Origin of the sequence: Ignavigranum ruoffiae, from assembly GCF_023195815.2 — a bacterium.
GTDB lineage: Bacteria > Bacillota > Bacilli > Lactobacillales > Aerococcaceae > Ignavigranum > Ignavigranum ruoffiae.
Map to the genome: position 1 here is coordinate 219,747 of NZ_CP096206.2, position 14,743 is coordinate 234,489.

Genomic DNA, 14,743 nt, shown 5'->3' on the forward strand with positions numbered 1-14,743 from the left:
TTAATGGGTCAAAAAGTACATCCAATAGGTATGCGTGTTGGCGTTATCCGTGACTGGGATGCTAAATGGTATGCAGACAAGAAGTACGCCGAATACCTACACGAAGATTTAAAAATTCGTGAGTTTATTTACAAAAAACTTTCAGAAGCCTCTGTTTCTACAATTCAAATCGAACGGGCTTCAAACCGTGTGATCGTTTCTATCTCAACCGCTAAACCAGGAATGGTTATTGGTAAAGGTGGAGCAGAAGTCGATGCATTGAAGAATGAATTGACTAAGATGACCGGTAAGAAAGTTCATATCAATATCGTTGAAATCAAAGAAGCAAGTCTAGATGCAAAATTAGTCGCAGAAGACATTGCTCGTCAATTAGAAAACCGGGTTGCATTCCGTCGTGCTCAAAAACAAGCCATCCAACGTGTAATGCGGGCAGGAGCCAAAGGAATCAAGACCCAAGTGTCTGGACGTTTGAATGGTGCCGATATGGCCCGTACCGAACACTATAGTGAAGGTACCGTTCCATTGCATACCTTGCGTAACGATATCGACTACGCTTGGGAAGAAGCTGACACACAATATGGTAAATTAGGAGTTAAAGTTTGGATTAGCCGTGGCGAAATCTTGCCAGGTATGGTACAAGAACCAGCTGCGAAAGGAGGGAAATAAAGATGTTAGTACCTAAACGTGTAAAACACCGTCGTGAATTCCGCGGAAATATGAGCGGTGAAGCTAAAGGTGGTAAAGAGGTTACTTTCGGATCTTATGGTCTTCGGGCAATTGAATCTCATTGGATTACCAACCGTCAAATCGAAGCAGCCCGTATCGCAATGACGCGTTATATGAAACGTGGTGGGAAAGTTTGGATTAACATTTTCCCTCATAAATCATATACCAGTAAAGCTATTGGGGTTCGTATGGGTAAAGGGAAAGGTACTCCAGAAGGATGGGTAGCACCAGTTAAACGGGGTAAGATTCTATTCGAAATCGACGGAGTCTCTGAAGAAGTTGCTCGCGAAGCTTTCCGTTTGGCCTCACACAAGTTACCAATCAAGACTAAATTTGTAAAACGTGAAGAATATGGTGGTGAATCGAATGCAAATTAAAGAAATTAGAGAATTATCCACTGCACAAATGGTTGAGAAAGAAAAAGAATTCAAAAAAGAACTTTTCAATCTTCGATTCCAATTGGCAACTGGACAATTAGAAGACACTGCCCGTTTACGCAAAGTACGTAAAACGATTGCTCGGATCAAGACTGTCTTGCGTGAGCAAGAATTGTCTGAACAATAGAGTGAAGGAGGCATAACATGACAGCAGAACGAAATGAACGTAAAGTATACCGTGGTCGGGTAATTTCTGCCAAGAACGACAAGACAATCACTGTAATTGTTGAAACGCGTAAAACACACCCTAAATACGGTAAACGTGTAAAATACTCTAAAAAATATGTAGCACATGATGAACAAAACCGTGCTAAAGAAGGCGACATCGTTACTATTATGGAAACTCGTCCATTGTCTAAAACGAAACGCTTCCGCTTATTAGATGTTGTTGAAGAAGCAGTAATTATCTAATAGACCATAAGTGTCGGAAGGAGGATATAAATGATTCAAGTAGAAACTCGATTGAAAGTAGCCGATAACTCCGGTGCACGTGAAGTCTTGACAGTCAAAGTTTTAGGCGGATCTGGACGTAAGTTTGCCAATATTGGTGACGTCATTGTAGCAACGGTTAAAAACGCAACACCAGGTGGGGTTGTTAAAAAAGGCGACGTTGTTAAAGCCGTTATCGTCCGTACTAAATCAGGAACCCGTCGTAAAGATGGAACCTACATTAAATTTGACGAAAATGCCTGTGTAATTATTCGTGACGATAAGAGCCCACGTGGTACCCGTATCTTTGGTCCCGTTGCACGTGAACTACGTGAAAACAACTTTATGAAGATAGTTTCTTTAGCTCCAGAAGTTTTATAATCTCATAACGAAGGAGGAAACTGGACATGCGTATTAAAACAGGCGATAAAGTCAGAATTATTGCTGGTAAAGATAAAGGCAAAGAAGGAACCGTTCTTAAAACGATGCCTAAGGCTGACAAAGTAGTCGTTGAAGGCCTTAATCTCGCTAAGAAACACCAAAAAGCAAGCCAAATGTCAACCGGCGGAATGAACGAATTTCCAGCCCCAATTCACGTATCTAACGTACAACTTGTTGATCCATCAACTGGAGAAACTAGCCGTGTAGGTTATCGTGAAGAAGATGGCAAGAAAGTTCGCTTTGCCAAGAAATCAAACACTACACTTAACTAATTCTTTGAGGAAGGAGGATAAGTATTCATGGAAAACCGTTTAAAAATTAAATTTAGAGATGAAGTTACCCCAAAATTAATGGAACAATTCAGTTATACTTCTGTAATGCAAGTTCCTAAAGTTGAAAAGATTGTCATCAATATGGGTGTGGGCGACGCTGTATCTAACGCCAAAAACTTAGACAAAGCTGTTGACGAATTAACCCTATTAGCTGGACAAAAACCAGTAATTACTAAAGCAAAGAAATCTATTGCTGGTTTCCGTTTACGTGAAGGAATGCCTATTGGGGCTAAAGTTACCCTACGTGGTCAAAAAATGTACGACTTCTTAGACAAATTAATTACTGTATCATTACCACGTGTTCGTGACTTCCAAGGGATTTCTAATAAGGCCTTTGACGGTCGTGGAAACTATACCTTAGGGATTAAAGAACAATTGATCTTCCCTGAAATTTCTTATGATAATGTCGATAAGGTAAGAGGGATGGATATTGTTATCGTAACTTCTGCTCAAACTGACGAAGAATCCTATGCCTTACTTAAAGAGTTAGGTATGCCATTTAGAAAATAATAAAGGAGGCGAAAATATTGGCTAAATCATCAATGGTTAATAAACAACAACGTAAACATAAATATGCAGTTCAAGATTACACACGCTGTGAACGTTGCGGACGTCCGCATTCAGTATTTCGCAAATTTAAACTTTGCCGTATTTGCTTCCGTGAACTTGCTTATAAAGGACAAATTCCTGGAGTCAAGAAAGCAAGTTGGTAATATCCATTATTCTTAAAAACGAGGAGGTAAACTTTTATGGTTATGACAGATCCAATTGCAGATTTTTTAACACGAATTCGTAATGCCCTAGCACAAAATCATGCGACAGTATCTGCTCCATCTTCAAACATGAAAGTAGCCATGGCTGAAATTCTTAAAAACGAAGGATTCATCAAAGGTTACGAAGTTGAAGAAGATAACAAGCAAAACATGCTCACATTACAATTAAAATATGGTCGCAATAATGAAAAAGTCATTTCTGGCTTGAAACGTATATCTAAACCAGGTCTACGTGTATATGCGAAATCAAATGAAGTTCCTAAAGTCTTGAACGGCTTAGGCATTGCCATCGTATCAACATCAAACGGTTTGATTACTGATAAACAAGCACGTCAACAAGGCGTGGGTGGCGAAATACTCGCTTACATTTGGTAATTTAAGCAAATAAGAGATATAATATAAGGAGGTGCGGTCCTGTGAGTCGTATTGGAAATAAAACCATCGAAATCCCTTCAGGAGTGACCGTGGAACTAGACGGGCAAACAGTTACTGTTAAAGGTCCTAAAGGTGAATTATCACGTGAACTTAATTCAAACATTACCGTGAAGATTGAAGATAATTCCATCAACTTTACCCGTCCTAACGATCAAAAAGAAATGCGCTCAATCCATGGCACAACTCGTTCATTAGTAGCGAACATGATTGAAGGCGTATCTACAGGATTCAAGAAAGAGTTAGAATTAGTCGGTGTTGGATACCGGGCCCAAAAACAAGGCAGCAAATTAGTCTTGAACGTAGGTCTTTCTCATCCGGTTGAATTCGAACCTGGTGAAGGTATCAGTATTGAAGTTCCTTCAAATACTCAAATCGTCGTTGAAGGAACCAGCAAAGAAAAAGTTGGCGAACTAGCTGCCAATATCCGTGCTGTTCGTCCACCAGAACCTTATAAAGGTAAAGGAATTAAGTACGTTGGCGAATATGTTCGTCGTAAAGAAGGTAAGACTGGTAAATAATCGCCAGGCCATCATCATATATAAATTTAAAATAAAGAGGTGACAATTGTGATATCAAAACCAGATAAGAATAAATTACGTAAAAAACGCCATATGCGCGTTAGAAATAAACTCTCTGGTACTGCTGAGTGCCCACGCTTAAATGTATTCCGTTCGAATACAAACATCTACGCTCAATTAATTGATGACGTAGCGGGTGTGACGCTAGTTAGTGCCTCTAGTAATGATCAAGCAATTGCAGAAGGCTCAAAAACAGAACAAGCCCAAGCAGTTGGTAAATTAGTTGCTGAACGTGCCATCGAGAAAGGTCACAAAAAAGTTGTCTTTGACCGTGGTGGTTACATTTATCACGGACGCGTGAAAGCTTTAGCTGAAGCTGCTCGTGAAGCCGGACTAGAATTTTAAGAGAAGGAGGACACCCAAGAATGGAATTTATTAATCCAGAAACACTTGGTGAAATTACTGACCGTGTGGTTGCAATTAACCGAGTGACTAAAGTTGTAAAAGGTGGACGCCGTCTACGTTTTTCAGCCCTTGTCGTTGTTGGTGACCAAAATGGTCATGTTGGTTTCGGTACTGGGAAAGCTGCGGAAGTTCCAGAAGCTATCCGTAAAGCCATTGAGAACGGTAAGAAGAACATGATCTCAGTTCCAATGACTGGAACAACGATTCCTCATGAAACCATCGGTGAATTCTGTGGTGGTCGTGTATTATTAAAACCAGCGATCGCCGGTTCTGGAATTGCTGCTGGTGGACCTGTTCGTGCCGTTGTCGAGTTAGCAGGTATTGGTGACGTAACTAGTAAATCACTAGGATCTAACACACCAATCAATATGATTCGTGCAACTGTTGAAGGACTTAAACAATTAAAGGTAGCTGAAGAAGTTGCAGATTTACGTGGTAAATCTGTTGAAGAATTGCTAGGTTAGGAGGAAAGATATGGCGAACTTAGAAATTAAATTAATGAAAAGTTTAATCGGTCGTAAACAAAACCATATCAATACTGCTAAAGCTTTGGGACTAACCAAGACTTATAAAGTAGTAACTAAGCCTGATAACGAAGCAATTCGCGGCATGATTAAATCTATTGAACATCTAGTTGAATTTAAAGAAGTATAATTTATTACTAAATAAGGAGGTGCCGAAGCTATGAAACTTCATACTTTACAAGCAAATGAAGGCTCTCGTCAAGACCGTAACCGCGTTGGACGTGGACAAGGTTCTGGAAATGGTAAGACTGCAGGACGTGGACAAAAAGGGTTAAAACAACGTTCTGGTGGGAAAGTTAAATTAGGTTTTGAAGGTGGACAAACCCCATTATCTCGTCGACTTCCTAAACGTGGTTTCACCAACATGAACCGTAAAGAATATGCAACCGTAAATCTAGAATCATTGAATCGATTTGAAGATGGTACAACAGTAACTCCAGCTCTACTTAAAGAAGTAGGTCTTATCAAACAAGAATTAAGCGGAGTGAAGATTTTAGGTAATGGCAAGTTAGATCGTAAGTTAACGATTCAAGCTCACAAATTCTCTAAAACTGCTGAAGAAGCCATCGCTACAGCAGGTGGATCAATCGAGGTGATTTAATGTTTACCTTTATAAAAAATGCATTTACAACTCGTGATATTCGACGGCGTATCTTATTTACATTGTTTATTTTTGCCGTATTTCGTTTGGGTGTACATATTCCGGTTCCAGGCGTAAATGCTGAAGCATTGAAGACAATTGCCGATAGTGGTATTTTAGGGTTATTGAATACATTTGGTGGGGGAGCATTAAAACGCTTTTCATTATTTGCTATGGGGGTTTCTCCATACATTACTGCTTCAATTATTATGCAGCTCTTACAGATGGACTTGGTGCCGAAATTTACTGAATGGTCTAAACAAGGTGAGGTCGGCAGACGGAAGTTGAACCAAGCCTCAACTTATCTGGCCATTATTATGGGCTTCTTCCAATCACTTGGTTTGGCATATGGTTTCAACCAATTATCTGGTTTAGGTTTAATCGCTAACCCTACAGCAACAACTTTCGTAACCATCGCCTTAGTATTAACGGCAGGAACCATGTTGTTAGTTTGGATGGGTGAACAGATTACTCGTAACGGTATAGGAAACGGTGTGTCAATGATTATCTTTGCCGGGATTGTTTCTGAAGTGCCGAAAGATATCTATCAATATGTTCAAACCAGCTTAGTAGGCGCCGGTGATAAATTCACCCAAAACTTACTTATTTTATTAGGTATCCTATTAATTTTAGTGTTAGCTATTATTATGGTAGTCTTGGTTGAGCGCGCCCAAAGACGGATTCCAATCCATCATTCTAAACGGGCATCAGGGGCTAAATATATGGCTCATTTACCGTTGAAAATTAATTCTGCTGGAGTTATTCCAGTCATCTTTGCTTCATCATTCATTACGACCCCTCAACAAATTTTCTCATTTATGGATATGTCTAATAAACATTGGATCATCCGTGAGATTGTTAAAGTCTTTGATTTAAGACATCCTTACGGGGCCATATTCTATACACTCTTGTTAATCGCATTTACATACTTCTATGCTTTAATCCAAGTCAATCCAGAGAAAGTCGCCGAGAATTTACAGAAGCAATCTGGTTATATTCCAAGTGTGCGGCCGGGAAATGATACGGAAAGCTATTTAACCACCATCTTGAACCGCTTAAGTGGTGTCGGAGCGATCTATCTAGTTATTATTGCTGTGGCTCCGATTGTCGTTGGGTTCTTTATTGATGTGCCGATGACCTTGTCTTTATCAGGGACGAGTTTATTAATTGTCGTTGGGGTAGCTATTGAAACTGCTAAGCAAGTGGAAGGACGCATGGTCAAACGTCGTTACAAGGGATTCTTAAATTTACAGAATTAATAAACAGAGGGAGTAGACAAGATGAATATTATTTTAATGGGCTTACCAGGTGCTGGTAAAGGGACCCAAAGTGAGCATATTTCCAAGGATTACCCAATGGTTCATATTGCTACTGGAGATATTTTTCGTAGTGCTATTAAGAACGAAACTCCTCTAGGTTTAGAAGCAAAGAAATATACTGATAATGGTAATTTAGTGCCGGATGAAATTACCAATAAACTGGTGAAAGAACGTCTATCACAAGCCGATGTTCAAGAGCAAGGCTTTATGTTAGATGGTTATCCACGGACAATTGATCAAGCTCAAGCCTTGGATCAAAATCTACAAGACTTAGGCCAAAAGATTGACCATGTGATTTACATTGATGTCGATCCAGAAGTACTCAAAGAACGTTTAAGTGGACGTATCGTCTGTGCAAATTGTGGAGCGACTTATCACAAGATCTTCAACCCTCCTAAGGTTGATGGGGTGTGTGATGTGTGCGGTTCAACTGAATTTGTCCAAAGAGAAGACGATAAACCAGTAAAGGTCGGCCACCGTATTCAATTACAATATGATACGACCCGTCCAATTTTAGAGCATTATGATCAGCTCGGCTTATTAACGCGTATCAATGGGGAACAACCAATTGAGAATGTTTATCGCGAAGTACGGAATATCTTAGGAGAATAAGATGTTCTTGTACAAGAATAATCATAAATTATCTTGCTGGTAAAGGAGGAATATCAATGGCGAAAGATGATGTAATCGAAGTTGAAGGAATTGTTGTTGAAACATTACCCAATACAATGTTCAAAGTTGAATTAGAGAATGGTCATGAGATTTTAGCCCATGTATCAGGTAAAATCCGTATGAACTACATCCGCATTTTACCAGGAGATAAAGTCACAGTTGAAATGTCTCCTTATGATTTAACAAAGGGTCGAATTACGTACCGTTTTAAATAAGGTTATTATTTTAAGGAGGGAACACGATGAAAGTTAGAGCATCAGTTAAACCAATTTGTGAAAAGTGCAAAATTATCAAACGTAACGGAAAAGTGATGGTAATTTGTGACAATCCAAAACATAAACAACGTCAAGGTTAAAGGAGGGAAATAAATGGCTCGTATAGCTGGAGTAGATATCCCACGTGAAAAACGTATCGTTATTGCATTAACATACATTTACGGAATTGGAAAGAGTACAGCTGAAGACATCTTAGCTCAAGCCAATGTCTCTGAAGATACTCGAGTAAAAGACTTAACTAACGATGAATTAGACCGTATTCGTGAAATCGTCGATAGTATTAAAGTTGAAGGTGACCTACGTCGGGAAGTAAGCTTGAACATCAAACGTTTACAAGAGATCGGTTCATACCGTGGTATGCGCCACCGTCGTAATTTACCAGTACGTGGACAAAATACAAAGAACAATGCCCGCACTCGTAAGGGTCCTAAGAAAGCAATTACTAAATAGAATCTGAATAAAAGGAGGTTAAATCAATGGCAAAACAACAATCTCGTCGTCGTCGTATCAAGAAAAATGTTGAAAAAGGGATTGCTCATATTCGTTCAACCTTTAACAACACTCTTGTGATGATTACCGATGAAAAAGGAAATGCAATTTCTTGGTCTTCAGCCGGATCATTAGGATTCCGTGGATCTAAGAAATCAACCCCATTCGCCGCACAGATGGCTTCAGAAGTAGCCGCTAAAGGCGCAATTGAACATGGAATGAAATCCGTTGAGGTCGCAGTCAAAGGTCCAGGTTCTGGTCGTGAATCTGCCATTCGTTCATTACAAGCGACTGGATTAGATGTAACTGCAATCCGTGATGTGACTCCAATTCCTCATAATGGAGCTCGTCCACCAAAACGCCGTCGTGTATAAGCAATGCTGAGTTTAAACTTCCTAATGCCAATAGGAAAACAGTAATTAAATTGAGCATTACGTTTTGAAAGGGGAAAAATAATCAATGATTGAAATTGAAAAGCCAGAGATTACTACAATTGAAGTCAGTGACGATGACAAATTTGGAAAAATCGTGATTGAACCACTAGAACGTGGTTATGGAACAACCCTTGGAAACTCATTACGACGTATTTTATTATCTTCATTACCTGGTTCAGCCATTACAAGTATCCAAATCGACAGTGTACTTCATGAATTTCAAACCATTGATGGAGTAACTGAAGATGTAGGTGCAATTATTCTGAACCTAAAACAACTTGCTCTAAAATTACATACTGAAGAAGATAAAGTGATTGAATTAAATGTTACTGGTCCTAAAGTGGTAACGGCAGCAGATATTATTCATGACAATGAAGTTCAGATTCTCAACCCGGATTTATATATTTGTACCTTGGCTGAGGATGCCGAGTTAAAGATGCAAATGAATGTATCCAATGGTCGAGGCTATGTTCGTAGCGAACATAACAAACGAGAAGATATGCCAATTGGTGTATTAGCCATTGACTCAATCTATACGCCCATTAAGAAGGTTAATTATACGGTTGAGAACACGCGTATTGGTCAAAAGAACCTCTATGATAAATTAACGATGGATATTTGGACTGATGGATCGATTTCTCCTGAATCTTCTTTAAGTTTAGCCGCCAAAATTCTTATCGAGCACTTAAATGTCTTTATGAATCTAAATGAAGAAGCGCGCGATGTTGAAATTATGGTTGAAAAAGAAGAAACAGAAAAAGAAAAAGTCCTAGTTATGACCATCGAAGAACTTGATCTTTCTGTACGTTCTTATAACTGCTTGAAACGTGCAGGCATCAATACTATTCAAGAACTCACCAATAAATCCGAATCAGAAATGATGAAGGTTCGTAATTTAGGTCGCAAATCACTTGCCGAAGTTAAAGGGAAATTATCTGACTTAGGCTTAGGATTACGTGATGAAGACTAGAATACAATCGATAATAGGTAAAGGAGGAAGACGATAATGACATACCGTAAATTAGGGCGTACAAGCTCTCAACGTAAAGCAATGTTACGTGATTTAACCACTGATGTCATCATCAACGGTCGCATTGAAACTACCGTTTCACGGGCCAAAGAAGTACGTAAATTTGTTGAACGTATGATTACACTAGGTAAAAAAGGCGATTTAGCTTCACGTCGTCGGGCTGCATCATTCTTACGCAATGAAATTGCTGATGCTCATATTGACGAAGAAAACGATGAAGTCGTCATTGAAACTGTATTAAACCGTTTATTCGACGATTATGCTAACCGTTATGCTGACCGCAATGGTGGTTATACCCGGATCATTAAAAAAGGACCACGTCGCGGCGATGCAGCTGAAATGGTTATTATTGAGTTAGTTTAATCATTATTGACATATTCTTACTCACTTTATGATGGAGAGTGTTACGATTTGAAGTATTTCGAGTCTAGCTCTATGCACATGAATTAATCGCAAAGATTATGCTTGAAGCCTCTGGCTTCAAGCCTGTGCAAACATCGATAAAGTGCTTTTTTGTATATAAGTTTATTAATGAATGTAGCTTATGGTATGATTACCATGATTAAAGTCAACAGATGATTGATAAACTTATGTATAAAAGATTTGCAAGTTAGGAGACAACAATGACAGAAAATGTGATCGAACTAAAGGATGTATCCTTTCGCTATCCCGAAGCGGAGGTAGATGCTTTAGACCATGTCAATCTGAGTGTTCGTCAAGGCGAATGGCTAGCGATGATTGGCCCAAACGGCTCAGGAAAGTCGACCTGTGCGAAAGTCATTAATGGCTTGTTGGTCCCTTATCAAGGATCGGTATCGGTCATGGGCTTAGTCCTCAGTGAAGAAACCATTTGGCAGGCACGTCGGCATGTCGGCATGGTCTTTCAAAATCCAGACAATCAATTTGTCGGTGCGACAGTCGAAGATGATGTCGCTTTTGGTCTAGAGAATATCGGTATCCCCCGGGAAGAAATGCTCCGACGAATTCCGGAAGCGCTAGCTAAGGTAAATATGTCGGCTTTTGCTAAGCATGAACCTGCTCGTTTGTCAGGAGGTCAAAAGCAACGGGTCGCTCTGGCTTCCGTGATGGCTACCCGACCAAGCATTGTGATTCTCGATGAAGCAACCGCGATGTTGGATCCTCAAGGTCGTCGAGAAATGATGGAAGCCATGGCTGAATTAAAGAAAGAGTTTGGCTTAACAGTTATTTCTATTACCCATGATATTAACGAGGCCAGTCGGGCTGATCGAATTATCGTTATGCATCAAGGAAAGCCAATTCAACAAGGAAACCCAGAAGAAATCTTTGCCCTTGGTGAGCAATTAATCTCTTTGGGTTTGGATATCCCTTTTGCTCAGAAATTAAGATCGGCGCTTGAAGCCCGTGGGGTAAGTTTACCCGCCCACTATATGAATGAGGAGGCACTGTTAGAATGGCTGACTACATCGTATTTGACCAAGTAGATTTCTATTACAATTATGGTACGCCCTTTGAAAAACAGGCCCTGAGTCAAATTAATTTGAAGATTCCCAAACATCAAGTAACTGCGATTATTGGTCATACTGGATCTGGGAAATCAACTTTGATTCAACATCTTAATGTTCTGGTTCGCCCTTCAAAAGGTACCGTAACCATTGATGGCGAACGGGTTACTCAAGATTCTAAGAATAAAAGTCTCAAACCCCTGCGTAAGAAAGTCGGTGTGGTCTTTCAATTTCCCGAAGCGCAACTCTTCGAAGAAACCGTCCTAAAAGATGTCATGTTTGGTCCGTTGAATTTCGGAGCTAGTGAAGAAGAAGCGCGGGCTGTAGCCATTGAAAAACTAAAACTCGTAGGCGTGCCTGAAAGTCTTTATGAACGCTCGCCTTTTGATTTATCCGGTGGTCAGATGCGACGGGTTGCCATTGCTGGGGTCTTGGCATTGAACCCTGAAGTATTGGTCTTGGATGAACCGACGGCAGGCCTGGATCCATTAGGTCATCAACAAACGATGGAAATTTTTATGAAGTTGCATCAAGAGATGGGAATTAGTCTAGTGATGGTGACCCATCAGATGGAGGATGTGGCCAATTATGCTGACTATGTTATTGCCATGGACCATGGCCAGGTCGCTAAAGTTGGTACGGCCAAAGAGATTTTCTCTGATTATCAATGGCTCATTGACCATCAGTTAACCTTGCCTTATGCGATGGATTTTTATTTACAGATTGAGCAGAGATTAGGTCTGGATCGTGACCAGTTAACAGCCGTCCTGGCTGCCGATGATCTGGCTGATCAAATTATTGCCTTGAAAGAATCTTGCCAGAAGGGAGAGGGTTCTCATGTTTGAGAAGATGCTTTTGGGAAGATACATTCAGATTGATTCTTGGATTCACCGGCTGGATCCTCGAACTAAACTCATGTCAGCCTTATATTTTATTTTATTAATCTTTCTCGCCGACCATTGGCTGGCTTATGTCTTGCTATCGTTGGTCGTGGTCACGGCCGTCCTGTTGAGTAAGATTGATTTAAAATTCTTTCTCAATGGGATTAAACCGATGATTTGGCTGATTCTCTTTACCGTTGTTTTTCAATTATTCTTTACGACTGGTGGGGAGATCTTATTCCAATGGGGTATTCTGCGCGTAACTACTCTGGGATTGATTAACTCACTCTATATGTTTATTCGCTTGGTTCTTATTATTATGATGTCAACCTTGCTAACCTTAACGACAGCCCCCCTAGAGTTAACCGATGGTATTGAGCATTTATTAAGGCCCTTATCTAAATTAGGCTTTCCTTCTCATGAGATTGCACTGATGTTATCCATCGCCCTGAGATATGTTCCGACTTTAATGGACGAAGCGCAGAAAATTATGAATGCTCAACGAGCACGTGGGGTTGAATTTGATCAAGGATCATTCTTGGACCGGGTTAAGGCGATGATTCCAATCCTAGTCCCATTATTTGTTTCTGCCTTTAATCGGGCGGAAGAAATGGCCATTGCGATGGAAGCGCGTGGCTATCAAGGTGGTGAGGGACGTACCAAATATCGTCAATTATCCTATAGCTCAGCAGATCGGCTAGTGGTTATCGTTTTCATTTTATTAACTTTAGCCATTATCTTGCTGAATTGGTGGGTGTAGCCCATGCCACGCTACGCTCTCTTGATTGAATATGATGGAACGCCTTATGTCGGTTATCAAGTTCAAAACAATGGGCCCAGTGTCCAGTCGGCTTTAGAAGCGGCTCTTCGAATTGTCGCTTATGGCAAACAAGGGCCGCGAATCGATACAGTAGCTGCCGGTCGAACAGATTCTGGAGTTCATGCCTTAGGTCAAGTCGTTCATTTAGACTTCCCTTTTGCGATTCCACCGGCTAATTTACGGAAAGCTCTCAACGCCTTGTTAGATCCTTCGATTCGCATTCGAAAAGTTGCCACAGTAGGTAATGATTTCCATGCTCGTTATTCTGCCCAGGCCAAGGAATATTTATACCGAGTCGACTTAAGCGATTATCCTGATCCCTTCAAACGTTTCTATACTTTGAATCATCCCTATACCTGTGATCTAACTCGCTTAGAACAGGCATTGCCGGCGATTATCGGTCCGCATGATTTTACCAGCTTCTGCTCGACCAAGACCGATAAGACCGACTTGGTACGCACCATTTACCAAGCTAGGGTAGATTATCAGCCTGAATTAAATGAATTACATTTTCATTTTTATGGCAATGGTTTTCTCTATAATATGGTTCGGATTCTAGTCGGCACTCTCTTACAAATTGGCGACGGTTTGAAAGCTATCAATGAACTGGAACGGCTTTTGGTGGTCAAGGATCGCCGACAAGCTGGACCTACAGCGGCACCCCAAGGTCTATATATGGTTCGGGTCGATTATCCGACAGATCCTTTCGCTTAAATTATATTTGGCTAAAACTTAGACAGGGTCTATTAGAGCTAGCGCCTGATATGATGTAGCCCCTCAGCGAAACGAAGAAACACCTCAACGCTTGACAAAGTGTTGAGGTGTTTCTTCGTATGTTCAGTTTATTGTCAGGAAAAGGTGTCTAGATTAACGACGCTTGTTCCCTTTTAATTGATTAGAAGCTAGCCATTCTTCAATTTGTTCAATCTCTTGATTGATAAATTGGAGCATGGCTTTTTTGAGTTGGTCATAGCCATCAATATCGGCAATCATCTTATCTTCCTTCATGACCCCTTTGAGGAAATTCTTCAGGAATTCAGCAGAAAGACCGAGTTTATATTGAATCACATTATGCAAATCATCGATAAAATAGTAGCGTGAGCCGATGAGAGCGGAGAAATCATCTGACTTATCCCGTTCTTTAATCAAGCATACTCGCCCTAGATAATAATCGTAGTAGGCTAAATTGCATTTGCCGTTGAAATAATAATTGAGTAGCGTCGCGCAATTTTCTTCTTCAAAGCTTCCCTTCAATTTGAAGTTCACTGTATCTTCCACAATTTGGTTGACTTCATTGTAGAGGGCAGTGGCAATCTCTTCAACGGGTTGGTCACTTGAAATCAGGTTCTCTAATTTTAAAGTTCGCGTATTCCAAACGGATTCGCGCCGGCTAAAGCGGAAATAATACTGATAAGGATTATGTAAGATATAGCTACGACGTCGAATGTTATAAACAACATATTTCATTTCCGGGTCATTCTTATATTGTTCGGCTAGCATTCTGGCCCGATCGCGGCTAATTTTGTTCATATTATTGGCCATATAGTGTTCTCCTTCTTATTTTCTTATACTTAGATTATAATAAGTTTAAGCGCTTTGCAATGGTCAATCTTGATTCA

27 protein-coding genes are annotated in these 14,743 nt (G+C 40.3%); 26 read left to right on the top strand and 1 reads right to left on the bottom strand.

What is annotated here, in order from left to right; translation table 11 throughout:
- Positions 1-3: 3 nt before the first annotated feature.
- From rpsC to truA, 26 genes are all read left to right on the top strand, one after another.
- Positions 4-666, top strand: a complete 663-nt coding sequence (rpsC, locus tag M0R79_RS01030) for a 30S ribosomal protein S3 (RefSeq protein WP_248416792.1) — start codon at positions 4-6, stop codon at positions 664-666.
- A gap of 2 nt (positions 667-668) precedes the next feature.
- Complete coding sequence (gene rplP, locus M0R79_RS01035; protein ID WP_248416791.1) at positions 669-1,103, top strand: 50S ribosomal protein L16; 435 nt, start codon at positions 669-671, stop codon at positions 1,101-1,103.
- A complete protein-coding gene (gene rpmC / locus M0R79_RS01040; protein ID WP_248416790.1) occupies positions 1,093-1,290 on the top strand; it encodes a 50S ribosomal protein L29 in 198 nt (65 codons plus the stop codon). The genes rplP and rpmC overlap by 11 nt, the downstream gene beginning before the upstream one ends.
- A gap of 17 nt (positions 1,291-1,307) precedes the next feature.
- Complete coding sequence (gene rpsQ, locus M0R79_RS01045) at positions 1,308-1,574, top strand: 30S ribosomal protein S17 (protein ID WP_092571511.1); 267 nt, start codon at positions 1,308-1,310, stop codon at positions 1,572-1,574.
- A gap of 30 nt (positions 1,575-1,604) precedes the next feature.
- A complete protein-coding gene (gene rplN, locus M0R79_RS01050; RefSeq protein WP_248416789.1) occupies positions 1,605-1,973 on the top strand; it encodes a 50S ribosomal protein L14 in 369 nt (122 codons plus the stop codon).
- 26 nt (positions 1,974-1,999) lie between these two features.
- On the top strand, positions 2,000-2,305 hold the full coding sequence (gene rplX, locus M0R79_RS01055) for a 50S ribosomal protein L24 (protein ID WP_248416788.1): 306 nt from the start codon (positions 2,000-2,002) through the stop codon (positions 2,303-2,305).
- 27 nt (positions 2,306-2,332) lie between these two features.
- The gene (rplE, locus tag M0R79_RS01060) at positions 2,333-2,875 is read left to right on the top strand and encodes a 50S ribosomal protein L5 (RefSeq protein WP_248416787.1); all 543 of its coding nucleotides are present in this window, start codon (positions 2,333-2,335) and stop codon (positions 2,873-2,875) included.
- A gap of 17 nt (positions 2,876-2,892) precedes the next feature.
- Positions 2,893-3,078, top strand: a complete 186-nt coding sequence (locus tag M0R79_RS01065; protein WP_092571503.1) for a type Z 30S ribosomal protein S14 — start codon at positions 2,893-2,895, stop codon at positions 3,076-3,078.
- Between the two features lie 36 nt (positions 3,079-3,114).
- On the top strand, positions 3,115-3,513 hold the full coding sequence (rpsH, locus tag M0R79_RS01070) for a 30S ribosomal protein S8 (protein WP_092571501.1): 399 nt from the start codon (positions 3,115-3,117) through the stop codon (positions 3,511-3,513).
- Positions 3,514-3,554: 41 nt separating this feature from the next.
- The gene (rplF, locus tag M0R79_RS01075; protein ID WP_092571499.1) at positions 3,555-4,091 is read left to right on the top strand and encodes a 50S ribosomal protein L6; all 537 of its coding nucleotides are present in this window, start codon (positions 3,555-3,557) and stop codon (positions 4,089-4,091) included.
- 39 nt (positions 4,092-4,130) lie between these two features.
- Complete coding sequence (gene rplR / locus M0R79_RS01080; RefSeq protein ID WP_282919847.1) at positions 4,131-4,496, top strand: 50S ribosomal protein L18; 366 nt, start codon at positions 4,131-4,133, stop codon at positions 4,494-4,496.
- Positions 4,497-4,516: 20 nt separating this feature from the next.
- The gene (gene rpsE, locus M0R79_RS01085) at positions 4,517-5,020 is read left to right on the top strand and encodes a 30S ribosomal protein S5 (RefSeq protein ID WP_092571495.1); all 504 of its coding nucleotides are present in this window, start codon (positions 4,517-4,519) and stop codon (positions 5,018-5,020) included.
- A gap of 10 nt (positions 5,021-5,030) precedes the next feature.
- Positions 5,031-5,210: a 50S ribosomal protein L30 gene (gene rpmD / locus M0R79_RS01090; protein ID WP_092571493.1), complete on the top strand. Its 180-nt coding sequence runs from the start codon at positions 5,031-5,033 to the stop codon at positions 5,208-5,210.
- A 30-nt stretch (positions 5,211-5,240) separates the two neighbouring features.
- Positions 5,241-5,681: a 50S ribosomal protein L15 gene (rplO, locus tag M0R79_RS01095; RefSeq protein WP_248416785.1), complete on the top strand. Its 441-nt coding sequence runs from the start codon at positions 5,241-5,243 to the stop codon at positions 5,679-5,681.
- The gene (gene secY, locus M0R79_RS01100; protein WP_092571489.1) at positions 5,681-6,979 is read left to right on the top strand and encodes a preprotein translocase subunit SecY; all 1,299 of its coding nucleotides are present in this window, start codon (positions 5,681-5,683) and stop codon (positions 6,977-6,979) included. The genes rplO and secY overlap by 1 nt, the downstream gene beginning before the upstream one ends.
- 21 nt (positions 6,980-7,000) lie before the next feature.
- The gene (locus tag M0R79_RS01105; protein ID WP_248416784.1) at positions 7,001-7,651 is read left to right on the top strand and encodes an adenylate kinase; all 651 of its coding nucleotides are present in this window, start codon (positions 7,001-7,003) and stop codon (positions 7,649-7,651) included.
- 56 nt (positions 7,652-7,707) lie between these two features.
- Positions 7,708-7,926 (top strand): translation initiation factor IF-1, encoded by a 219-nt coding sequence (gene infA, locus M0R79_RS01110; RefSeq protein WP_092571484.1) that lies wholly within the window; start codon positions 7,708-7,710, stop codon positions 7,924-7,926.
- Between the two features lie 26 nt (positions 7,927-7,952).
- Positions 7,953-8,066 (top strand): 50S ribosomal protein L36, encoded by a 114-nt coding sequence (rpmJ, locus tag M0R79_RS01115; RefSeq protein ID WP_092571482.1) that lies wholly within the window; start codon positions 7,953-7,955, stop codon positions 8,064-8,066.
- A gap of 13 nt (positions 8,067-8,079) precedes the next feature.
- Positions 8,080-8,436, top strand: coding sequence for a 30S ribosomal protein S13 (gene rpsM, locus M0R79_RS01120; protein WP_248416783.1), 357 nt, complete (start codon positions 8,080-8,082; stop codon positions 8,434-8,436).
- A 26-nt stretch (positions 8,437-8,462) separates the two neighbouring features.
- Entirely contained in the window at positions 8,463-8,849 is a 387-nt protein-coding gene (gene rpsK / locus M0R79_RS01125) for a 30S ribosomal protein S11 (protein WP_092571478.1), read from the top strand.
- Between the two features lie 85 nt (positions 8,850-8,934).
- Positions 8,935-9,879 (top strand): DNA-directed RNA polymerase subunit alpha, encoded by a 945-nt coding sequence (locus M0R79_RS01130; protein ID WP_248416782.1) that lies wholly within the window; start codon positions 8,935-8,937, stop codon positions 9,877-9,879.
- A gap of 36 nt (positions 9,880-9,915) precedes the next feature.
- The gene (rplQ, locus tag M0R79_RS01135) at positions 9,916-10,302 is read left to right on the top strand and encodes a 50S ribosomal protein L17 (protein WP_092571473.1); all 387 of its coding nucleotides are present in this window, start codon (positions 9,916-9,918) and stop codon (positions 10,300-10,302) included.
- A gap of 260 nt (positions 10,303-10,562) precedes the next feature.
- The gene (locus M0R79_RS01140; RefSeq protein ID WP_248416781.1) at positions 10,563-11,402 is read left to right on the top strand and encodes an energy-coupling factor ABC transporter ATP-binding protein; all 840 of its coding nucleotides are present in this window, start codon (positions 10,563-10,565) and stop codon (positions 11,400-11,402) included.
- Positions 11,372-12,268, top strand: a complete 897-nt coding sequence (locus tag M0R79_RS01145) for an energy-coupling factor transporter ATPase (RefSeq protein ID WP_248416780.1) — start codon at positions 11,372-11,374, stop codon at positions 12,266-12,268. Before M0R79_RS01140 ends, M0R79_RS01145 begins: the two co-directional genes overlap by 31 nt.
- Positions 12,261-13,064, top strand: a complete 804-nt coding sequence (locus tag M0R79_RS01150) for an energy-coupling factor transporter transmembrane component T family protein (protein WP_248416779.1) — start codon at positions 12,261-12,263, stop codon at positions 13,062-13,064. Before M0R79_RS01145 ends, M0R79_RS01150 begins: the two co-directional genes overlap by 8 nt.
- Positions 13,065-13,067: 3 nt before the next feature.
- A complete protein-coding gene (gene truA, locus M0R79_RS01155; protein WP_248416778.1) occupies positions 13,068-13,838 on the top strand; it encodes a tRNA pseudouridine(38-40) synthase TruA in 771 nt (256 codons plus the stop codon).
- A gap of 153 nt (positions 13,839-13,991) precedes the next feature.
- Here truA and M0R79_RS01160 read toward each other — a convergent pair whose 3' ends face one another.
- On the bottom strand, positions 13,992-14,666 hold the full coding sequence (locus M0R79_RS01160) for a hypothetical protein (protein ID WP_248416777.1): 675 nt from the start codon (positions 14,664-14,666) through the stop codon (positions 13,992-13,994).
- Positions 14,667-14,743 lie beyond the last annotated feature (77 nt).

Bases quoted from the DNA above. Each gene is read 5' to 3' on its own strand.
- rpsC (WP_248416792.1), top strand. From the start codon at position 4: ATGGGTCAAAAAGTACATCCAATAGGTATGCGTGTTGGCGTTATCCGT.
- rplP (WP_248416791.1), top strand. From the start codon at position 669: ATGTTAGTACCTAAACGTGTAAAACACCGTCGTGAATTCCGCGGAAAT.
- rpmC (WP_248416790.1), top strand. From the start codon at position 1,093: ATGCAAATTAAAGAAATTAGAGAATTATCCACTGCACAAATGGTTGAG.
- rpsQ (WP_092571511.1), top strand. From the start codon at position 1,308: ATGACAGCAGAACGAAATGAACGTAAAGTATACCGTGGTCGGGTAATT.
- rplN (WP_248416789.1), top strand. From the start codon at position 1,605: ATGATTCAAGTAGAAACTCGATTGAAAGTAGCCGATAACTCCGGTGCA.
- rplX (WP_248416788.1), top strand. From the start codon at position 2,000: ATGCGTATTAAAACAGGCGATAAAGTCAGAATTATTGCTGGTAAAGAT.
- rplE (WP_248416787.1), top strand. From the start codon at position 2,333: ATGGAAAACCGTTTAAAAATTAAATTTAGAGATGAAGTTACCCCAAAA.
- rpsH (WP_092571501.1), top strand. From the start codon at position 3,115: ATGGTTATGACAGATCCAATTGCAGATTTTTTAACACGAATTCGTAAT.
- rpsE (WP_092571495.1), top strand. From the start codon at position 4,517: ATGGAATTTATTAATCCAGAAACACTTGGTGAAATTACTGACCGTGTG.
- rpmD (WP_092571493.1), top strand. From the start codon at position 5,031: ATGGCGAACTTAGAAATTAAATTAATGAAAAGTTTAATCGGTCGTAAA.
- rplO (WP_248416785.1), top strand. From the start codon at position 5,241: ATGAAACTTCATACTTTACAAGCAAATGAAGGCTCTCGTCAAGACCGT.
- secY (WP_092571489.1), top strand. From the start codon at position 5,681: ATGTTTACCTTTATAAAAAATGCATTTACAACTCGTGATATTCGACGG.
- M0R79_RS01105 (WP_248416784.1), top strand. From the start codon at position 7,001: ATGAATATTATTTTAATGGGCTTACCAGGTGCTGGTAAAGGGACCCAA.
- infA (WP_092571484.1), top strand. From the start codon at position 7,708: ATGGCGAAAGATGATGTAATCGAAGTTGAAGGAATTGTTGTTGAAACA.
- rpmJ (WP_092571482.1), top strand. From the start codon at position 7,953: ATGAAAGTTAGAGCATCAGTTAAACCAATTTGTGAAAAGTGCAAAATT.
- rpsM (WP_248416783.1), top strand. From the start codon at position 8,080: ATGGCTCGTATAGCTGGAGTAGATATCCCACGTGAAAAACGTATCGTT.
- rpsK (WP_092571478.1), top strand. From the start codon at position 8,463: ATGGCAAAACAACAATCTCGTCGTCGTCGTATCAAGAAAAATGTTGAA.
- M0R79_RS01130 (WP_248416782.1), top strand. From the start codon at position 8,935: ATGATTGAAATTGAAAAGCCAGAGATTACTACAATTGAAGTCAGTGAC.
- rplQ (WP_092571473.1), top strand. From the start codon at position 9,916: ATGACATACCGTAAATTAGGGCGTACAAGCTCTCAACGTAAAGCAATG.
- M0R79_RS01140 (WP_248416781.1), top strand. From the start codon at position 10,563: ATGACAGAAAATGTGATCGAACTAAAGGATGTATCCTTTCGCTATCCC.
- M0R79_RS01145 (WP_248416780.1), top strand. From the start codon at position 11,372: ATGGCTGACTACATCGTATTTGACCAAGTAGATTTCTATTACAATTAT.
- M0R79_RS01150 (WP_248416779.1), top strand. From the start codon at position 12,261: ATGTTTGAGAAGATGCTTTTGGGAAGATACATTCAGATTGATTCTTGG.
- truA (WP_248416778.1), top strand. From the start codon at position 13,068: ATGCCACGCTACGCTCTCTTGATTGAATATGATGGAACGCCTTATGTC.
- M0R79_RS01160 (WP_248416777.1), bottom strand. From the start codon at position 14,666: ATGGCCAATAATATGAACAAAATTAGCCGCGATCGGGCCAGAATGCTA.